Below are 21827 nucleotides of genomic sequence, written 5' to 3' on the forward strand. Positions count from 1 at the left end.
CCCCGGGCGTCCCGGACCCGAACGAGTGGGGCCCGCTGAAGGGCCAACTCCCCCCCGGGCCCCCCCCCCCCCCCCCCCCCCCCCCCCCCCGGGGGGGGCCCCCCCCCCCCCCCCCCCCCCGACCCGGCCTGGTCAGGAGTGCGGCAGGGGGCCTTGTCCGAGATTTGTGTGGGCTTGGACCGCCCTCAAGCACTCTGGAGAGTGAGAGGTCGTTGACCGGTTCGGGGGCGCTCCGGATCAGCGATCATTCTTGCGGTGGGGTCAGTGGACGGATCGTGAGATGGGGGGATCGATGCAATTCCGATTACTGGGGCCGATGGAAGTGGTCCACAACGGTGAAACGGTGGGGCTCGGCGGCACCAAGCAGCGTGCCACGCTCGGGTTTCTGATTCTGCACGCGAACAAGGTGGTGGCCACCAGCCAGCTCCTGAACGCCTTGTGGGGCGTCGACGACGCTCCGATGACCGCGCGCAAGATCCTTCAGAACGCGATCTACGGACTGCGCGGCGTACTGCCGTCCTGTCGTACCGCCGGCGACGAGCCGGGCGGGTCGCTGCTCACGCAGCCACCCGGCTACATGCTGTCCGTACCGCCCGAGCAGGTCGATCTGCACCTGTTCCACACCTGGGTCGGCCAGGGCAGGGACCGCCTCGTCCGGAACGAACCGGAGGCGGCGGCGCTCCTGCTGCACGACGCCCTGGAACTGTGGCGCGGCCCCGCCCTCGCCGACCTCGTGGAGAAGGGCATCGAATGGCCCGAGCTGACCGCGATCCAGAACACCCGGCTCGACGTCCTGGAGGACTACTTCGAGACACAGCTGGCCTGCGGCAGGCACCACGAGGTACTCGCCGAGCTGGAGACCATGGTGAGCGCCGAGCCGCTCCGCGAACGCTCCTGCGGGCATCTGATGCTGGCCCTCTACCGATGCGGACGGCAGGCCGACGCGCTCGCCGTCTACAGCCGGGTCCGCGCCGTCCTGGTGGAGAACCTCGGCCTTGAGCCCGGCCGCAGCCTCCAGTGGCTGCAACAGGCGATCCTCACCCAGGATCCGGAACTCGCGCTGGAACGCGCCCCCGTTCGCGGTCTGCCGCCCACCATGGACGGCGAGGCCGCCAGGGAGCGCCTGACGGTGACCGCACCGGCCGGCGGGACCGGCGGGACCGGTGGAAGCGGTGGAGGCGGCGGAGGCGGCGGGACCGGTGAGGTGGTACGCCTCCCCGAGGCGCGCCCGGACCGCAGAGCGGGCCAGGAGGCCGGCGCGGGTGGTACGGCGCCGGACGGCCGCGACCGCCGTCAGGTCTGCGTCGTCTCCGTACGCACCCATATCGCGCCCTCCCTGGGAGGCGCCGACGACCAGGACCACGAAGACCTCCTGGACGGCGCGGCCCTCTTGGTCAGGGAGCAGATCGAGCGGTTCGGCGGCACGGTGACGGCGTCCATCGGCTCCGTCTGCTTCGGTCTGTTCGGCCTGGACGACAGCGACGGCAACGAGGCCCGCCAGGCCGTACTCGCGGCCCTCGCCATCCGCGACGCCCTCGACGTCTCCATCGACTCGGGGTCCGCCGCGCCGCAGTCGGCGGTCCACGCCGTGGTCACCAGCGGAGAGGTACTGCTCCGCAGACGGGGCCGCGGGGAGCCGCCGACCGTGGTCGGCGCGGTTCTCGACGAGTGCCAGCGGCTTCTCTCCGACGTACCGGCCGGGGAAGTACGGGTCAGCGACACCGTCAAGGAGGCCAGCGAGCACTCCGTCTTCTACCGTCGCTGCGCCGCCCCGGCCGTGGGCTGGCGAGCCCTGGGAGGGTGCTCCGAGGACGAGGAGTGGGACGTCGAGGTCGATGTGCTGCGCGGTCTGATGAGACGCGCGCAGCACCGGTCCGTACCTCATCTGGTCACCGTTCTCGGCGAGGCCGGCAGCGGAAAGAGCAGACTGCTGGGCGAGTTGGCCTGCTGGGCCGTCGACCAGCCCGAGGCGCCCCAGGTGCTCATGGCGGCGCACACGTCCGAGGAGACCGAGGAGTTTCCGCTGACGGTGGCGAGCCACATCCTGTCGATGTACTGCGATATCGGGCCCGACGACGACGAGGAGACCGCCCAGGCCGCCCTCGCACGGGAGGTTCACTCCCTCTACCCCTCCGAGGAGACGGCGCGGCTGCGACTGGAGAGACTGCGGTTTCTCCTCATCACCGAGGGCGTCGAGCTCCATTACGGGCAGCTGTGCCCGGGAGAGATCCTGGACGCCTGGCGGGAGTTCATCCAGGAGGCCGCGCAGCGGCGCCCTCTCGTGCTGTGCCTGGACGACCTCCACCTCGCTCCCGACACGGTCCTGGACGCCGTCGAGGGGCTGGCCGAGGCCGCCGGGTCGGGTGCCCTGTTCGTGGTCGCCTGCGCGGGCCCCGAGCTGCTGGCCCGGCGGCCGTCCTGGGCCGGCGGCAAGAGCCACACGACCACGGTCACTCTGGACTGGCCCGAGCGGATCACCAACGAGCAGTTGGTGGAGTTCCTCCTCTCCGCGTCCCGCAGCGAGGGATCGGAGAGTTTCAGCGGATGAACGGGGTGGGGGGGGGGGCGGCCCCCCCCCCCCCCCCCCCCCCCCCCCCCCCCCCCCCCCCCCCCCCCCGCCCATCTCCCCACCGCGGAAGAGCGGATGACCTCGTCGTGACCGTGAATCGCGAAGAGCGAAACAGGATGGAGGTCAGTTCTCCCGGGTGTTCGGAGCGCGGCCGGCCCCGTTTCAGATATCCCTTCCGCACCCGACGAGGAGCCAGACATGCAATCAGGACCGGCTGTATCCGAACTCGCCGAGCCCAACCTGCGCGCTCTGCTGGCCACCGCAGGTCTCGACGTGGAGTACGTACGCGCCGAGGGAAACACGCTCTACCGCCGGAACGAGGACGGCACCGAGACCCCCGTCGTCGACTACGCGGGCGGCTACGGGTCGCTGATCTTCGGGCACAACCACCCCGCCGTCGTGGCGCGCGCACGGCAGCTCCTGGACGAACAGTCGCCGGTGCACGCCCAGTTCTCGTCGCACCCGTACGCCAACGAACTGGCCGCCGAGCTGAACCGGATCGTCCACCGCGAGACCGGCACCGACGAGCCGTACTACGCCACCTTCGCCAACAGCGGCGCCGAGGCCGTCGAGGCCGCGGTCAAACACGCCGAGATGGACCGTGTCCTGCGGCTCGGGGAGATCCTGGCGGAGATCGAGGCGGGCAGCGAGCAGGTGCGCGCGGCCGTGACCGCCGGGCAGGTCACCGTCGCGGCCGACGTGCCCGGGCGGCTTGGGCTCACCGGTCAGGCCACCGCCGAGGACGTGCTCGCCGAGGTCACCCGCAGGAACGCGGAGCAGGGCGGGCGGGCTCCGGTGTTCCTGGCCCTGGAGGGCGGCTTCCACGGAAAGCTGATGGGCAGCGTGCAGCTGACCCACAACGAGGGCTACCGGACGCCGTTCGCGGCACTGGGCGCCCGGACCCGGTTCGTCCCCCAGGACCGGCCCGAGGCACTGCGCGAGATCCTGGAACAGGAGCGCGGCACCCTGCTGCAACCCGCCCTCGACGGCGGCGAGTTGCGGCTCGTCGAGCGCCCGCACCCCGCCTTCTGCGCCTTCCTCCTGGAACCCGTCCAGGGCGAGGGCGGCATCCGGCCCCTCTCCGTGGAATTCGCCCGCCGGATCCAGGAGTTCGGCGAGAGCGCCGACTGTCCGCTCGTCATCGACGAGATCCAGAGCGGCATGGGCCGCACCGGCGCGCTCCTCGCCAGCTCCCACCTGGGGCTGCGCGGCGACTACTACGTGCTCGCCAAGGCTCTGGGCGGCGGCATCGCCAAGGCCGCCGTCATGTTGGTGCGCGCGGCCCGCTACCGCCCGCAGTTCGAGCTGGTGCACAGCTCGACCTTCGCCAAGGACCACTTCTCCTGCCATCTGGCGCTGAAGGTCCTCGAACTTCTCGAAGCCGACGGGGGCCGGGCCTACCGGCAGGCCACCGAGCGTGGCGCCGCCCTGGAGAGCATGCTCGACAAGGTGCGCGCCGCGTTCCCCGACGTGGTCAAGGAGGTACGCGGCAGGGGCCTGATGCTGGGCCTGGAGTTCCAGGACCAGTCCGAGGCCGAGGACGAGGTGATACGCGACGCGTCCCGCTCCGGCCTGTTCGGGTACGTCGTCGCCGGCCACCTGCTCAACGCCCACGCCATTCGGACCTTCCCCACGGCCAGTGCTGTCAGCACGCTGCGTTTCGAGCCCTCGATCCTGATCACGGACGAGGAGATCGACCTTCTGGAGCGGGCCCTCACCGATGTCTGCGGGATTCTGCGCGAGCAGGCGTCGCACCGTCTGGCCGTGCGTGCCTGACGCCTGACGTCCGACCGCCTGACGCCTGACCGCCCGGCGCCGACCGTACGGCCGTCGGCAGCCGGCCCCTGCTCCCACCCTCGCTCCCACTGACGCTCCACGGAACGTCGCCCCACCTGATCACCGACCCATCTGATCACCGCCCCGTTCCCCGGTGTTGGGGGAGACCCCCGTCCGGGGAGACCTCCGCCGGTCCGGCGCGTCCATCACCGTTTCCGCTCCCTCTCTCCGCACGTCTGCGAAAGCGCCGGCGTGCGGAGAGGACACGTATGAAAGGTCAGCCGAGGTTCATGATGAGTGAGCACGCTCCGACACCGGTCGACACGGACATCGAGCGCCAGGAGCCCATCGCCGTCGTCGGTCTGTCCTGCCGGCTTCCCGGAGCCGACGGGCCCGCCGCGTTCTGGGAGCTTCTCAGGAGCGGTTCGAGCGCGATCACCGACGTGCCGGCCGACCGGTGGGGCGAGGACGCCGGGGCGGCCGTCACCCGTGGCGGATTCCTCGACGGCGTAGGGGAGTTCGACGCGGCGTTCTTCGCGGTGTCACCGCGCGAGGCCGCCGCGATGGACCCGCAGCAGCGGCTCGTCCTCGAACTGGCCTGGGAGGCGCTGGAGGACGCGGGCATCGTACCGGCGTCGCTGCGTGGCAGCCGGACCGCCGTGTTCGTCGGCACCCTGCGCGACGACTACACCAACCTGCTGTACCAGCACGGTGCGCGGGCCATCGCCCAGCACACGATGACCGGTGTCAACCGCGGTGTCATCGCGAACCGTGTCTCGCACCTGCTGGGCCTGCGCGGACCGAGCCTGACCGTGGACTCCGCCCAGTCCTCCTCGCTGGTGGCCGTCCACCTGGCCTGCGAGAGCCTGCGCCACGGCGAGTCCACGGCCGCCGTCGCCGCGGGTGTCAACCTCAACCTGCTCGCCGAGAACACCGTCACCGAGCAGCGGTTCGGCGCGCTGTCCCCGGACGGGACGACGTACACCTTCGACGCGCGCGCCAACGGCTTCGTGCCCGGTGAGGGCAGCGGTGTCGTCGTACTCAAGCCGCTGCGCCGGGCACTGGCCGACGGCGACCGCGTGTACGGCGTGATCCGCGGCACCGCGGTCAACAACGACGGTGCCACCGACGGCCTGACCGTGCCGAGCCGTGACGCCCAGGAGCAGGTGCTGCGCGCCGCCCGCGAGCGGGCGGGCATCGCCGCCGACGAGGTGCAGTACGTCGAACTGCACGGCACCGGCACCCCGGTGGGCGATCCCATCGAGGCCGCCGCGCTCGGTGCCGCGCTCGGCGCGGGGCGGGCCGCAGAAGGGGCGCTGCGCGTCGGCTCCGTCAAGACCAACATCGGACACCTGGAGGGTGCCGCCGGTATCGCCGGCCTGATCAAGGCACTCCTGAGCATCCATCACCGGGAGCTGCCGGCCAGCCTCAACTTCGACACCCCGAACCCGGCGATCCCGCTCGCCGAACTCGGCCTCGCCGTGCAGCACGAGCTGACGGGCTGGCCGAGCCCGGACCGTCAACTGGTCGCGGGCGTCAGCTCGTTCGGCATGGGCGGCACCAACGCCCACGTCGTCGTCAGCGAGGTGCCGGCGGCCGAGGACGCACCCGAGGACGCACCCGAGGAGACCAGTCCCCTCACCCCCACGGTCCTGCCGTGGGTCGTCTCCGGCGCGAGCCGGACCGCGCTGCTCGCCCAGACTGAGCGGCTGCGGACGTTCGTCACGGCCCGCGCCGGGTCGTCGCCGGTGGACATTGGCTGGTCCCTCGCCGCGACCCGTACCGCGCACGCGCACCGGAGCGTGGTGCTCGCCTCGGATTCCGCGGGACTGGTGGACGGACTCGCCGCCGCGGCGGCGGGCATGCCCGCGTCCGGTGTGGTCACGGGCGAGGCGGCACCGGGCCGTACGGCGTTCCTGTTCACCGGGCAGGGCGCGCAACGGATCGGTATGGGACAGGAGTTGTACGCGGCCTTCCCCGTGTACGCCGCCGCGTTCGACGAGGTCGCAGCCGCTCTCGATCCCCATCTGGGGCGCTCGGTCGCGCAGATCATCGCCGACGGGGAGGGCCTTGACGAGACGGCTTTCACTCAGCCGGCGTTGTTCGCTGTCGAGGTGGCGTTGTTCCGGTTGTTGGCTCACTTCGGTGTGGGTGCTGATTTTGTGGCGGGTCATTCGATCGGTGAGTTGGCGGCGGCTCATGTGGCGGGGGTGTTCTCGCTGGGGGATGCGGCGAGGTTGGTGGGTGCGCGTGCGGGTTTGATGCAGTCTGCGGTGTCTGGTGGGGCGATGATCGCGGTGGAGGCGGGTGAGGAGGAGGTTCTGCCTCTGCTGGAGGGTGTGGCGGACCGGGTGGCGGTCGCGGCGCTCAACTCGCCGGTGTCCACGGTGATTTCGGGTGATGCGGTGGCTGCCGGTGAGGTGGCCGAGCAGTTGGCGGCTCGGGGTCGTAGGACGAGGCGTCTGAGTGTGAGTCATGCTTTCCACTCGCCGCACATGGACGGGATTCTGGAGGAGTTCCGGTCGGTTGCCGCGGGCATCACGTATCACCCGCCGGTGATTCCTGTGGTGTCGAGTGTCACGGGTGAGCTCGCCGCTCCCGACAGTCTTACCTCGCCCGATTACTGGACCGACCAGATCCGGGCCACCGTCCGCTTCACCGACACCGTGCGCACCCTCCAGGACGAAGGCGTCACCGCCTACCTCGAAGTCGGCCCCGACGCCGTCCTGGCCGGCCTCGCCCACGACACCGCCGACCACCCCGACACCACGACCACCGTGACGCTCCGCCGCGACCGAGGCGAGACGCAGACGTTCCTCACGGCGCTCGCGACCCTGTTCGTACGAGGCACCGAGGTCGACTGGCCCGCGTACTTCGAGGGCACCGGTGCCCGGCGGACCGATCTGCCCACGTACGCCTTCCAGCGGCGACACCACTGGTTCGAGGGCGGCACACCCAGCACCGCACAAGAACCACTCACCCCACCCTCGGCCGCACCCGCCGAGCCGGTACCCGAACCGCAGGGCGCACTCGGGGCACGCCTGGCCGCGCTGTCCGACACCGCGCGCCGGCAGGCCGTGACCGACCTGGTCGACCGGCACATCGCCGCCGTACTCGACTACGGGCCCGACGAACGCGCCCCACAGCACTCCCCGTTCCAGAAACTGGGCTTCAGCTCCCTGATGGCCACGGAGCTGCGCTCCTCCCTCGCCGCCGCGACCGGGCTGCGTCTGCCCACGGGGCTGCTCTTCGACCACCCCACGCCGGGCGCGCTCATCGAGTTCGTGGAGTCGGAACTGCTCGGCTCCGCACCCGCCGCCGACCCGGCGGCGGCGGAGGCCGAGAGCGGCGAGCCCATCGCCGTCGTCTCCATGGCCTGCCGCTTCCCGGGCGGCATCGCCTCCCCCGAGGACCTGTGGCGTCTGCTGTCCGAGGGCGGCGACGCGATCAGCGAGTTCCCGACGAACCGTAACTGGCCCCACGACCTGTACGACCCGGACCCCGAACAGCAGGGCAGGAGCGCCGTACGACACGGCGGATTCCTGCACGACGCCGGGGACTTCGACCCCGCCTTCTTCGGGATCTCCCCGCGCGAGGCCCTCGCGATGGACCCCCAGCAGCGGTTGCTCCTCGAAACCTCCTGGGAGGCCGTGGAACGCGCCGGCCTCCTGCCCGAGACGCTGCGCGGCACCCGCACCGGCGTCTTCGTCGGAGCGACCGCCCTGGAGTACGGGCCCCGAATGCAGGACGCCCCGCGATCCGTACAGGGCAACGTCCTCACCGGCTCCACCAGCAGCGTCATGTCCGGTCGCATCGCCTACCAACTCGGCCTGCTCGGGCCCGCGTTGACCGTGGACACCGCCTGTTCCTCGTCACTGGTCGCCCTGCATCTGGCGATCCGCTCGCTGCGCGACGGCGAGACGAACCTGGCCCTGGCCGGCGGCGCCACCGTCATGGCCAGTCCCGGCATGTTCGTGGAATTCTCCCGGCAACGAGGACTCGCCCCCGACGGCCGCTGCAAGTCGTTCGCCGCGGGGGCCGACGGCACCGGCTGGTCCGAAGGCGTCGGCGTACTGCTCCTCGAACGGCTCTCGGACGCCCGCCGCAACGGCCACACCGTACTCGCCGTCCTGCGCGGCTCCGCCGTCAACCAGGACGGCGCCAGCAACGGCCTCACCGCGCCCAGCGGCCTCGCCCAGCGGCGCGTCATCCACCAGGCGCTGGCCGACTCCGGACTGACCAGCGCCGACATCGACGCGGTCGAGGCCCATGGCACCGGAACCACACTCGGCGACCCCATCGAGGCCGAAGCCCTCATGGCGACGTACGGGACGGGGCGCGGGGACCGCGAACCGGTGTATCTGGGCTCGCTCAAGTCGAACATCGGGCACGCCCAGGCCGCAGCGGGTGTCGGCGGAGTCATCAAGATGGTGCAGGCGCTGCGCCACGGCGTCCTGCCCAGGACACTCCACGCCGACGAGCCGACCCCGAGGGTCGACTGGTCCGCGGGCGCCGTCGAACTCCTCACCGAGGCCAGGCCCTGGCCGGATGCCGGCGCGCCGCGCCGCGCCGCCGTGTCGTCGTTCGGCATCAGCGGCACCAACGCGCACGTCGTCGTGGAGTACGACCTGGCGGCCGAGACCGCCGACCCGGCTGGGACCGCCGACGCGGCCGGGAAAGCCGGGGCCGCTGGGACCGCCCCCGTGGCCGATGTCGCCGCGCCCTGGGTCGTGTCCGGCCGTTCCCCGCAGGCCCTGCGAGCCCAGGCGGCCCGGCTGTCCGCGCACCTGAACACCACCGACGGCGCCGACCTCGCTTCGGTCGGTCGGTCCCTGGCCGGGACGCGCACCACGTTCGAGGAACGCGCCGTCGTCTTCGGCCCCCGCGTCGCGGACCGCGTCGCCGCGCTCGCCGCGCTCGCGGCCGGTCACGAGCACCCCGACGTGTTCACCGGAAGCGCCGCCGCGGCCGGTCGCACAGCCTTCCTGTTCACCGGCCAGGGCGCGCAACACCTGCGCATGGGACAGGAGTTGTACGCCACCCATCCCGTTTTCGCCGAGGCTGTCGACGAGGTGTGCCAGGCTTTCGAGGGCCGGCTGGAGCGGCCGTTGCGCGATGTGCTGTTCGCCGATCCCCAAGGCCCCGACGCCGCCCTGATCCACGAGACGGTTTTCACTCAGCCGGCGTTGTTCGCTGTCGAGGTGGCGTTGTTCCGGTTATTGGCCCATTTGGGTGTGGGTGCTGATTTTGTGGCGGGTCATTCGATTGGTGAGTTGGCGGCGGCTCATGTGGCGGGGGTGTTCTCGCTGGGGGATGCGGCGAGGTTGGTGGGTGCGCGTGCGGGTTTGATGCAGTCTGCGGTGTCTGGTGGGGCGATGATCGCGGTGGAGGCGGGTGAGGAGGAGGTTCTGTCTCTGCTGGAGGGTGTGGCGGACCGGGTGGCGGTCGCGGCGCTCAACTCGCCGGTGTCCACGGTGATTTCGGGTGATGCGGTGGCTGCCGGTGAGGTGGCCGGGCAGTTGGCGGCTCGGGGTCGTAGGACGAGGCGTCTGAGTGTGAGTCATGCTTTCCACTCGCCGCACATGGACGGGATTCTGGAGGAGTTCCGGTCGGTTGCCGCGGGCATCACGTATCACCCGCCGGTGATCCCTGTGGTGTCGAGTGTCACCGGTGAGCTCGCCGCCCCCGACAGTCTTACCTCGCCCGATTACTGGACCGACCAGATCCGCGCCACCGTCCGCTTCACCGACACCGTGCGCGAACTCGGCCGCCAGGGCGTCACCGTCCTCATCGAGGTCGGCCCCGACGCCGTCCTCTCCACCCTCGCCCGCACCACCCTGGACGAGACAGCCGCCGCCGTCGCCCTGCTGCGCCCCGGCCACCCCGAGGCCGACACCCTGGCCAGGGGCATCGCCCGCGCCCACACCGAGGGCGCAGCCCTGGACGCCACGGCGTTCTTCCCCGGCGCCCCGTACATGGACCTGCCCACGTACGCCTTCACCCGCGAGCACTACTGGCTGGCCCCGGGGACAGCGGCCGACGCGCGCGGCCTCGGCCTCGACACCGCGGACCACCCGCTGCTCACCGCCGCCGTCGACCTCGCCGGACACGAGGACACCGTCCTCGCCGGGCGCCTCTCACTCGCGGACCAGCCCTGGCTCGCCGACCACCGCATCGGCACCGGGACACTGCTTCCCGCCACGGCCTTCCTCGAACTGGCCGTCGCCGCGGGCGACCACCTCGGCCTGCCGCACGTGGAGGACCTCACCCTGGAAGCGCCTCTCGCCCTCACCGAGGGCGAGGACGTACGCGTCCAGGTGACCGTCGGCGCGGCCGACGACACCGGCGCCTGCGCCTTCACCGTCCACGCGGGCCCCGACACCGAGGGCGGCGCCCGGCACTGGACCCGCCACGCCACCGGCACCCTCGCCCCCTCGGCGCCCGCCGCCGATCCGACGGCGTCCCTGGCCGTATGGCCGCCGGCCGACGCCGTACCGGAACCGGTGGACGACGCGTACGACCGCCTCGCCGACCTCGGCTACTTCTACGGCCCCGCCTTCCGCGGCCTCACGGCGCTGTGGCGCGCCGGCGACGACATCTACGCCGAGATCCGTCTGCCGGCCGACAGCGCCGAGGCCGCGGGCCGCTTCGGACTGCACCCCGCGCTCCTCGACGCGGCCCTGCATCCGCTGGTGCTGGCCGCCGCCGTCGACGCGGAGCCGGAGACCATCCGGCTGCCGTTCGCCCTCGCGGGCGTGACCCTGCACGCGGCGGGCGCCACCGAACTCCGCGTCCGGATCAGCCCGCGCGGGCCCGGCACCGACACCTTCGGTCTGACCCTGGCGGACGGCACCGGCGCGCCCGTGGCCGACATCGACTCCCTGACCCTACGAGCCACCGCCAGGGCGCAGCCGGCCACGACAGCCGTGAGCGACGCGCTGTACGAGCTGCGCTGGCCGGCCCTCACCGCGCAGCCGCCGACCGAGGACCTCACCTCGGCGGAAGTCGTGGGGGACACCCTCACCGGTGTCGAACCGGCCGACGTCATCGTTGTCCGCCCCTCGGCGGCTCCCGCCGACGGGCGGCACGCGGCGACCCACCGTGTGCTGCGTCTGGTCCAGGAGTTCCTTGCCGACGAGCGGTTCGCCGACTCGCGTATGGCCGTGGTGACCTCGGGCGCGGTCGCCGCCCGGCCCGGCGAGGACGTCACCGATCTCGACACGGCCCCCGTGTGGGGCCTGGTCCGCTCCGCCCAGTCCGAGCATCCCGGCCGCCTGATGCTGCTGGACCTCGACGCCACCCACGACAGCGACGGCACGGCCGCCACCGACGCCACGGCCGCCCTCCTGGCCGCCGCGCTCCACTCCGGCGAGCCCCAACTGGCCGTACGAGACGACCGGTTGACCGTGCCACGACTCGCGCCCGCCGCACCGGCGGGTCCGGACCCCGAGCCCGCCGTCGACCCGGACGGCACCGTCCTTGTCACCGGCGGCACCGGCGGACTCGGCGCGCTCTTCGCCCGGCACCTGGTCGGGGCCCACGGCGTCCGCCATCTGCTGCTGACCAGCCGCAGGGGAGCCGCCGCACCCGGAGCCGCGGAACTGACGGCGGAACTCACCGAATTGGGCGCCACCGTCAGCGTCGAAGCCGTCGACGTCTCCGACCGGGGCGCCCTCGCCGCGCTCCTCGACACCGTGCCGGCGGCCCACCCGCTGACCGCCGTCGTCCACACGGCCGGCGTCCTGGACGACGCGACGATCCCGGCGCTGACCCCCGAGCGGCTCGACGCCGTACTGCGCCCGAAAGCCGACGCGGCCCGGCATCTGCACGAGCTGACCGCGCACCTGGACCTGCGGGCGTTCGTCCTCTTCTCCTCGGTCTCCGGCCTCACCGGCACCGCCGGACAGGCCAACTACGCCGCCGCGAACGCCGCCCTCGACGCGCTGGCGGCACACCGCCGGGCCCAGGGCCTGCCCGCGACATCGCTCGCCTGGGGCCTGTGGGACGCCACTCACGGCATGGGCTCCACCCTCACCACCGCCGAGTTCGCCCGCTGGGAACGGGCCGGCCTGCCGCCGCTCACCCCCGAGCAGGGCCTCGCCCTGTTCGACACGGCCCTGTCACGCACCACCGCGCTGCTCGTCCCCGTGGCCCTGAACCCCCGGCGCCTCGCGGACGGCGAACCCGGCCCGCTCTTCCGCGATCTGCTGCCCGCCCGCACCGTCCGCACGGGCCGCACCGCGCGGACCAAGCAGGACACCGGGCAGGGCTCCGAATGGGTACGCCGGACGAGCGCGCTTCCCGTCGAGAAGCGGGGCGAGGCCGCCCTCGAACTCGTACGCACCAAGGTCGCCGCCGTCCTCGGCCACTCCGGGGCCTCGGCCGTCGCACCCGAGCGCGCCTTCAACGACATCGGCTTCGACTCGATGGCCGCCGTCGAACTGCGCAACCAAATGGGCCTGGCCACGGGCCTGCGGCTGCCCTCCACCGTCGTCTTCGACCACCCGTCGCCCCAGGCGCTCGCGTCGTACGTCGTCAGCCGGCTCGCCCAGCCGAAGGCCCCTGCCGCACCCCGGGCGCGACGCGGGAGCGCGGCGGACGAGCCGATCGCCATCGTGGGGATGGCGTGCCGGTATCCGGGCGGGGTGTCCTCGCCGGACGACCTGTGGCGTGTGGTCTCCGAGGACGTGGACGCGGTGAGCGGATTCCCGTCGAACCGGGGCTGGGACCTTGAGGGGTTGTACGACCCGGATCCGGAGAAGGCGGGGACGAGTTACACCCGCCACGGCGGTTTCCTCCATGACGCGGATCTGTTCGACGCGGAGTTCTTCGGGATGTCGCCCCGCGAGGCGACCGCCACGGACCCCCAGCAGCGACTGCTCCTGGAAACCACCTGGGAGGCGCTGGAGAGCGCCGGCATCGACCCGGCGACCGTACGGGGCAGCGCCACGGGCGTCTACATGGGTGCGATGTACGACGACTACCCGGTCCATGTCAGCGCGTCACCGGGCGAGTTCGAGGGCTTCCTCCTCGCGGGCAACCTCTCCAGTGTCCTGTCCGGCCGTGTCTCCTACACGTACGGGTTCGAGGGTCCGGCGGTGACGGTGGACACGGCGTGTTCGTCGTCGTTGGTCGCTCTGCATCTGGCGGCGAACGCCCTGCGCCGAGGCGAATGCGACCTGGCGCTGGCCGGTGGTGTGACGGTGATGGCGCAGCCCACCACGTTCGTGGAGTTCTCGCGTCAGCGGGGTCTCGCCGCCGACGGCAGGTGCAAGGCGTTCGCGGCGGGCGCGGACGGGACGGGCTGGTCGGAGGGAGTGGGGCTGCTGCTGGTGGAGCGGTTGTCGGACGCCCGCCGCCTCGGGCACAACGTCCTTGCCGTCGTACGGGGAACCGCGATCAATCAGGACGGTGCGTCGAATGGTCTGACGGCGCCGAACGGTCCGTCGCAGGAGCGGGTGATCCGTGGGGCGTTGGCGGACGCGGGGTTGGGTGCGGCGGACATCGACGCGGTGGAGGCGCATGGGACGGGTACGGCGCTGGGGGATCCGATCGAGGCGCAGGCGCTGCTCAACACGTATGGGCAGGAGCGTCCGGGGGGCGGGAGTCCGTTGTGGCTGGGGTCGTTGAAGTCGAACATCGGTCATGCGCAGGCCGCTGCGGGTGTGGGTGGTGTGATCAAGATGGTGGAGGCGATGCGGCACGGTGTGCTGCCTCGTACGTTGCATGTGGACGAGCCGTCGGGGCATGTCGATTGGGAGTCGGGTGCTGTTGAGTTGCTGACGCGGTCGCGTGAGTGGCCGGGGTCCGGCCGTCCACGCCGCGCCGGCGTCTCCTCCTTCGGGATCAGCGGCACCAACGCCCACGTCATCATCGAACAGCCGCCGGCGGAGACGCCCCCCACCGGACGTACCCCCGGAACCGACGTCGTGGTGCCCTGGCTCCTCACCGCCCGTAGCGATGACGCCCTGCAAGCGCAGGCCCGACGGCTGCACACCCATGTGTCCGGACGTCCCGAACTCACCCCCGCCGACGTCGCGTTCTCGCTCGCGGACTCCCGGGCCGTCATGGACCACGGGGCCGCCGTCGTCGGCGCCGACCGTGAATCGCTCCTCGCCGGGCTCGATGCCCTGGCCCGGGGCGCCACCTCGCCCCAACTCCTGCGCGGCAGCACGCCCCTCCGTGGCAGGACCGCGTTCCTGTTCACCGGGCAGGGCAGCCAACGCCTGGGCATGGGGCGGGAGTTGTACGCCTCCTCGCCGGTGTTCGCCCGCGCTCTCGACGAGGTGGCCGCCCATCTCGACAGTGAGACGGTGCGCCCGGTCAAGGACGTGCTCTTCGCCCGCGAGGATTCCTCCGACGCGACGCTGATCGACCGGACGGCCTTCACCCAGGCGGCGTTGTTCGCGGTGGAGGTGGCGCTGTTCCGCTGGTTCGAGCACCACGGGCTCCGTCCGGACTTCCTGCTCGGGCACTCCATCGGCGAGGTGACGGCCGCGCACGTGGCCGGAGTCCTCGACCTGGCCGACGCGGCGGTGCTGGTCGCCGAGCGGGGGCGGCTGATGCAGGCGGCGCCGGAGGGCGGTGCCATGGCGGCGATCGGGGCCTCCGAGGAGGAGGTACGTACCGTCCTCGATGCCCGACTGGTCGACGGCGGCGGTGTGGTGGATGTCGCGGGGATCAACGGGCCCCGGTCGGTGGTGATCTCGGGTGACGAGGGAGCGGTCGACGAGATGGTGGCGCTGTGGCGCGAACGAGGCGCCCGCACAAAGCGTCTGACGGTCAGTCACGCCTTCCACTCCGCTCATATGGAGGGAGTACTGGAGGAGTTCCGGCAGATGGTGTCCGGGCTGGACTTCCGGAAACCGCGTATTCCGATCGTCTCCAACGTGACAGGGACGCTGGCGACGGAGGAGGAACTGGCCTCGGCCGACTACTGGGCCAGACATATCCGTGAGGCTGTCCGCTTCCACGACGGCGTGCGTTATCTGGAGGCCGAGGGCGTCACCCGCTTCGTCGAACTGGGACCCGACCCCGTACTCACCGCCCTCGTCCAGGATTCCCTCACGGCCGAGGCCGACGTCCTTGTCCCCGCCCTGCGCAAGGGCCGGCCGGAGGCCGAGACCGTCATGGGCGCACTCGCCCTGCTCGGGCTGGTCGGCGCCGAACCCGACTGGGAGGCCGTACTGCCCTCCGCCCGGCGCGTGCCACTGCCCAGCTACGCCTTCCAGCGCCGGCGCTTCTGGCTGGAGGGACCGGCCGACGTGGCGAACGCCGACGGGCTCGGACTCGACCCCATGGAACATCCCTTCCTCGGCGCGGCCATGAGCGTGGCCGGACGTGACGAAACGATGTTCACGGGACGACTCTCTCTGCGTACGCATCCGTGGCTGGCCGAGCACGCGGTCGCGGGCGTGGTGCCCGTACCCGCGACCGGGCTGCTGGAGCTGGTCGTCCGGGCCGGTGAGCAGGTGGGTGCCGAGGTGGTGGAGGAGCTGACGATGGCGGCGCCGCTGGTGCTGCCGGAGGACGGTGCGGTTCAGCTACAGCTGGTGGTCGGCGCGCCCGACGCCGTCGGGTTCCGCCCGGTGGAGATCCACTCCCGGGTCCCCGACGCCCACTGGGTGCTGAACGCCCACGGCAGCTTGGCCACGAGTGATGCCGGGGACGTCGACGGCGGCCTGACGGCATGGCCTCCGGCCGGTGCGGTCGAGGCGGATCTTGACGGCGCGTACGAGCGTCTGGCCGAGCGGGGCTATGCGTACGGTCCGGCGTTCCAGGGGCTGCGGCGGATGTGGCGCGGTGTGAACGAGACGTTCGCGGAGGTGGTGCTGCCGGAGGGCGCGGCGGCGGGGTCGGGCGAGTTCGTACTCCATCCGGCGCTGCTGGACGCGGCGTTGCATCCGCTGCTGCTGGGGGCCGTGGAGGGGCGGGAGGCGGACCTGCTTCCGTTCTCCTGGTCGGACGTACGGGTGTCCGGGACAGGGGCGTCACGCCTGCGGGTGCGGATCGCGTGGTCCGAGGCGGCGTCGGACGTGGTGTCGTTGACCGTGGCCGATGGCGCAGGCGCTCCGCTGGCCGCGGTGCGGGCGTTGTCGTTGCGGCCGCTGTCGAAGGAAGCGCTACGGGCGGCTGCCGACACCGGGCGGGAGGGCCTCTTCCCCGTCTCCTGGTCCGAGGTCGGAGCGCCCGACACCGTCGTGGACCAGACAGGCTGGGCCGCTCTGGGCGCCTGGCCGGATGCCTCCGTGAGGTCGTACCCGGATCTGGAAGCAGTGGCTCGGGCCGGTGCGCACACCGTGCTCTGCCCGCTGATCCCGGAGTCTGCCGGCCACCACGGCGAGGAGACTCCCGGCCTGGCGCGTGACGCCCTGCGCCGGATGCTGGAGCAGGTGCGGACGTTCCTGGCCGATGAGCGGCTGGCCGGGGCGCGGCTCGTGGTGGTGACGCGCGGTGCGGTGGCGGCCGGGTCCGGCGAGGCCGAGGCGGATGTGCCGGATCTGGTGCACGCCGGAGTGTGGGGTCTGCTGCGTGTCGCGCAGACCGAGAACCCCGGACGGATCGTCCTCGTCGACCTCGACGACGAAGGCGACGCGCACCGGGTGCCCGCCGCCGTGGGCACGGAGGAATCCCAAGTCGCCCTGCGCGCAGGCCGGTTCCTCGCCCCACGGCTCACCCGGGCCGCTGCCGGTACGCCGGACGAGTCCCGCACTCCCCGCTGGGACGAGGGAACCGTGTTGATCACAGGCGCAACCGGCACGCTGGGCCGTGTCCTGGCGCGCCATCTCGCCGGGCGCGGGGCGCGACGGCTGTTGCTGCTCAGCCGGCGCGGCGACCAGGCCCCGGAGGCGGACGTACTCGCCGCCGAACTGGGAGAGTTGGGCGCCTCGGTCTCCTTCGCGGCGTGTGACGCGGCGGACCGTGGAGCGCTGGCGAAGGCACTCGCCGAGGTCCCGTCGGAGGCACCGATCAGCGCGGTGGTGCATACGGCCGGCGTCCTGGACGACGCCGTACTGGGGGAGTTGACGGCGGACCGGCTGGACGCGGTGCTGCGTCCGAAGGTCGACGCGGCATGGAATCTGCACGAGCTGACCCGGGAGCTGAATCTGTCGGCGTTCGTCGTGTACTCGTCGGTGGCGGGGCTGATCGGCAACGCGGGGCAGGGGAACTACGCGGCGGGCAACACGTTCCTGGACGCGTTGATCGCGCATCGGCGGGCTCGTGGGCTCGTCGGCACGTCGCTCGCCTGGGGACTGTGGTCGGAGTCCAGCACGATCAGTGGTGGGCTGAACGACACCGATCTGCGGCGTCTGGCGCGGTTGGGACTGTCACCACTGCCGTCGGACGAGGCGATGGTCCTGTTCGACGCCGCGGTGGCGAGCGGACGGGGTCTGTACGCGGTGACCGGTGTGGACACGGCCGTCCTGCGCCGGCAGGGCGACGACACCCATCCGATGCTGCGCGCGCTGGTTCCGGCCACGGCGCGTCGGCGCCGGGCGGCGGCCGACGACGCGGGTGGTGACGGGGCGTCGGGTCTGGTGCGCCGGCTTGCCGCGCTCGGGGCGGACGAGCGGGCGGAGGTGATGGCCGACGTGGTGCGTGACCAGGTCGCCGATGTCCTGGGCCATGCCGGGCACGGTGCGATCGGTGTCGGCCGGCCCTTCCGGGAGCTGGGCTTCGACTCGCTCACCGCCGTGGAGCTGCGGAACAAGCTCAACGCGGTGACCGGCCTGCGCCTGCCCACCACGCTCGTCTTCGACCACCCCACCCCCACCGCTCTCGCCCAGTACCTCGCCGGGCAGATCAAGGTCGAGCCCGCATCCGACACGACCGCCGCACCCGTCCTCGCCGATCTGAGCCGCGCCAAGGCGGCGATGGTGTCGCTGGCCTCGGACGGCGAAGCGCTGGCGCGGGTGGCGGATCAGCTGCGGGAACTCCTGAGGCTGGCCGACGGTACGGGTACGGACACCGGCAAGGACAGTGCCGCCGAGGCGAACCTCGACGCGGCGAGTGACGAGGAACTGTTCGCGCTGGTGGACGAACTCGACTAGGGCGGGTCCGGCAAGCGGCGTCGCCCGGGATGCGGGATTTGTCGCCACACGCACCAGGTCCTGTCCGGCGGACATCCGCCGGGCAGGACCTGGTGTCCGTATCGAGGCGTGATCAGTCCGTTCCGGCGCGCGGGGCGCCGCGTCCGTGGACCAGCGGCAGGAAGACCTCGTCCACGATCTCCGTGAGGACGGCGTCGGGCACGGCCGGGACTCCGAGCAGCACGTACTCGTTGCGCAGCAGCGCCATGGGCGTGTACGCGACGCGGGGGTGCAGTGCCTCGGGCGCGGCCTCGCCGCGGGCCACCGCTCGGCCGAGCAACGTCAGCCAGGCCGCCGCGTGCGCGCCGTCCGCCGCCGGGTCGCGCAGCTCGGCCAGCAGTTCCGGGGCGCCGCCGGCCGCCGCGATCAGGCCGCGCAGGATCTCCCCGTACGGTGACGCCCAGGTGCTGTTCGCCTGCCGCAGCATCTCCAGGGTGTCGCCGCGCAGCGAGCCGGTGTCCGGCAGCACGGTCTCGGCCGCGGCCAGCCGGCGGTACGCCGCCACCCCGAGCGCGACGCGGTTCGGCCAACGCCGGTACAGCGCGTTCTTGTTCGTCCCGGCCCGCCGGGCGACCTCGTCCATCGTCAGGGCCGGGACGCCGGACTCCTTGAGCACCTCGGCAGCCGCGCGCAGGATGGCGTCCTCCAGCTCGGCCCCGCGTCGCCGCGTCGACGGGGTCCGCGGCGGTTCCTTCCCGGCTTGTGCCACCGGCCGTCCTCTCTCGCCCGCACCTCTGGATCTACGGTACGCATCGTACTTTCCGGCGTCCGTCACGGCGCTTCTCGCGGCGTCCGTGAAGGCGTCCGTCACGGCGTCCCGTGCGTGCCGCTCCAGGACATGCGTAAGGTACGTTGAGTACCCAGTACGGTACGGCAGGTACCGTAGGACGCGAGGAGAGCACCCGTCGTGCGTACCTTCGGCATCACTTACGACACCGGCTTCACCACCGCGGGCACCACCACCCGCGAACCCTTCGACTCCGCCGTCGTCCGCCGCGAGATGCGGATCATCCGCGACGAGCTGGGCTGCGACGCCGTACGCGTCACCGGCGGCGACCGCGACCGGCTCGAGACGGCCGCGCGACACGCCGCCGACGCCCGACTGGAGGTCTGGTACTCACCGTTCACCAACGGCCTCACCCGTGGCGAACTCCTCGACTTCCTCACCGACGGCGCCGAACGCGCCGAACGGCTGCGCCGCGCGGGCGCCGAGGTCGTCTTCCTCACCGGCTCGGAGATCTCCCTCTTCACCGCCGGTATGCTCCCCGGCGACACCTTCGAGGAACGCGCCGCCGTCCTCGCCGACCCGCGGCGACTGCGGGCCGCGCTGCCCGGACTCCCCGCCCGGGTCAACGCCTTCCTCGGCGAGGCCGTGGCCGCCGTGCGCACCCGGTTCGGCGGCCGGATCGGATACGCCTCACTTCCGTTCGAGGGCGTCGACTGGGCGCCGTTCGACATCGTGGCCACCGACGCCGGCTACCGCGACGCGCGGACCGCCGACCGGCTCACCGACGGACTGCGGGCACTGACCGCACACGGCAGACCGGCCGCCGTCACCGAGTTCGGCTGCACCACCTACCGCGGGGCCGCCGACGCCGGCGGCCGGGGCGACGCCGTCATCGCGTGGGACGACCGGGCCCGTCCGGCGCGGTTCACCAGCCCCGTCATACGTGACGAACAGGAACAGGCCGACTACCTGCGTGAACTCCTCGACGTCTTCGACGAGTCCGCCGTCGACGCGGCTTTCGTCAACACCTTCGCCCGCTACGACCTCCCGTACTCGGGCGCCGACGACGACCGCGACTTCGACAAGGCGTCCTTCGGCGTGGTCAAGGTCCTCGGCGACGGCCGCACCGGCACCGCCTTCCCGGGCCTGCCGTGGGAGCCCAAAGCCGCCTTCCACACGCTCGCGAAGTACGGCCGCGACCGCCCCCGCACCCGCACCCGGACCCGCACCCGCTCCGGCCCGGCTTCCACAGCCCCGGAATGAGAGCCTGACGCCCCAACGGGTCGAGTCCGGCGCCGCGTTGAGGACGCGGGCACCGGACTCGGCTCGCGCCGACCGGCCGGGACCGGTCGGCGCTCAGGGGCTGTTCGGGCCTTCGGCGGCCCGTCGCTTACAGGTAGTCGGTGTCGGGGTCGAGCCCCACCAAGACCCGGCCGTGGGCCTCCAGACTGCCCAGCGGTGTCATCAGCCCGTGCAGATACAGCCCTTCGATGTCCCGGTGGACCCGCTGGAAGGGCACGGTGCGCTGGATGATCGAGGCGCCGCTGACATCGTGCAGAACGCCCACGGCCTCCTTCAGCAGCTGCACCGCGTACCCCATCTGCCCACGCGTGGCCACCCGCTGCTCCATCGGCAGCTGCTCCCCGGCGTCCGCGGCCGTCTGCATACGGCGCAGCCAGCCGGCCGCGAGCCCCTCGGCCGCGGTGATCTTGTTCGCAGCGGTCGCGACCTGGATCTGCGTGTACGGGTGCTCACGCTGCTCGGCCCAGTGGGTGTAGGCGATGCCCCGACCCGGCAGCCGGCCCAGGAAAAGCTCCAGGGCGGCCCGCGCGAGCCCGGTGTAGACGGGCACGGAGAGCGCCATGACCAGCGCCGTGAGCCCGTAGTTGCGGCCCGTAGCACCGGTGTTGCTGCGGCCCTCGACCAGGCCTTCGAGCGCCTCGACGGCGCCGGCCACCCGGTGCGAGGGGACGAACACATCGGTCAGGCGCGTGGTCGAGCTGCCCGTGCCGGACGCCGACGAGACGTCCCAGTCGTCCAGGATCTCCACCTCCGAGACCGGTACGAAGGCGAAGATCTCCTCGTCCTCCTGGCCCGGCCGCTGGAGCATGGCGGCGTGGATGTTCCAGTGGGCGCCGCGGATACCGGTGTTGAACCGCCAGCTGCCGTTGAGGGTGTAGCCGCCCTCGGTCTCCACCGCCGTCCCGGTCGGGGTGAAGCCGCCGGAGATGCGTACGGCGCCGTCGGCGAAGATCTCCTCCTGGGCCTTGTCGGAGTACTGCGTGGCGATCCACGCGCTGGAGATCCAGGAACACAGGATCCAGCCGGTGGAGCCGCAGCCGCGGCTCACCTCCTCGATGATCCTCGCCTGCTCCGTCACCGGCAGATCCAGCCCGCCGAATCGCTTCGGAACCGCCACCCGGAACACATCGGCCTTGTTCAGAAGTTCGATGTTCTCGTTCGGGATCCAGCGGTCCTCCTCGGCTTTGATCCCGTTCTCACGGAGCCGGGGGACGATTTCCCGCACTGCCTCCAGTATCGATTCCGATTCAATTGCAGGCGTGGTCATCCTGACTCCTCAACCCTCATTGGTCGTCGGTGTGCGAAGTGATGGAAGGCGCGACTACGGCGCGGCCCTTCTTCGATTATGGGAGCGGCCCATTCG

At 72.0% G+C, this 21827-nt stretch carries 6 protein-coding genes; 4 read left to right on the top strand and 2 right to left on the bottom strand.

The window, feature by feature from the left end; all coding sequences use genetic code 11:
* Window positions 1-292: 292 nt before the first annotated feature.
* From ACFYNU_RS34355 to ACFYNU_RS34365, 3 genes are all read left to right on the top strand, one after another.
* Entirely contained in the window at window positions 293-2548 is a 2256-nt protein-coding gene (locus tag ACFYNU_RS34355) for a BTAD domain-containing putative transcriptional regulator (protein ID WP_356596688.1), read from the top strand.
* 219 nt (window positions 2549-2767) lie between these two features.
* Window positions 2768-4345: an aminotransferase class III-fold pyridoxal phosphate-dependent enzyme gene (locus ACFYNU_RS34360; protein ID WP_356596690.1), complete on the top strand. Its 1578-nt coding sequence runs from the start codon at window positions 2768-2770 to the stop codon at window positions 4343-4345.
* Window positions 4346-4638: 293 nt separating this feature from the next.
* Window positions 4639-18396: a type I polyketide synthase gene (locus ACFYNU_RS34365; protein WP_356596692.1), complete on the top strand. Its 13758-nt coding sequence runs from the start codon at window positions 4639-4641 to the stop codon at window positions 18394-18396.
* Between the two features lie 112 nt (window positions 18397-18508).
* On the opposite strand, the gene ACFYNU_RS34370 is transcribed toward ACFYNU_RS34365, so the two are convergent.
* Window positions 18509-19144 carry a TetR/AcrR family transcriptional regulator gene (locus ACFYNU_RS34370; protein WP_356596694.1) on the bottom strand — a complete coding sequence of 212 codons (636 nt, stop codon included), beginning with the start codon at window positions 19142-19144 and terminating at the stop codon, window positions 18509-18511.
* A gap of 198 nt (window positions 19145-19342) precedes the next feature.
* Here ACFYNU_RS34370 and ACFYNU_RS34375 point away from each other — a divergent pair, with 198 nt between their 5' ends.
* Window positions 19343-20425, top strand: a complete 1083-nt coding sequence (locus ACFYNU_RS34375; protein ID WP_356596696.1) for a hypothetical protein — start codon at window positions 19343-19345, stop codon at window positions 20423-20425.
* 127 nt (window positions 20426-20552) lie between these two features.
* Here the strand turns inward: ACFYNU_RS34375 and ACFYNU_RS34380 are convergent, their stop codons facing one another.
* Window positions 20553-21731: an acyl-CoA dehydrogenase family protein gene (locus ACFYNU_RS34380; protein WP_356596698.1), complete on the bottom strand. Its 1179-nt coding sequence runs from the start codon at window positions 21729-21731 to the stop codon at window positions 20553-20555.
* Window positions 21732-21827 lie beyond the last annotated feature (96 nt).

The organism is Streptomyces sp. NPDC006643 (genome assembly GCF_042870175.1).
In the GTDB taxonomy this organism is placed as follows: Bacteria; Actinomycetota; Actinomycetes; order Streptomycetales; family Streptomycetaceae; genus Streptomyces.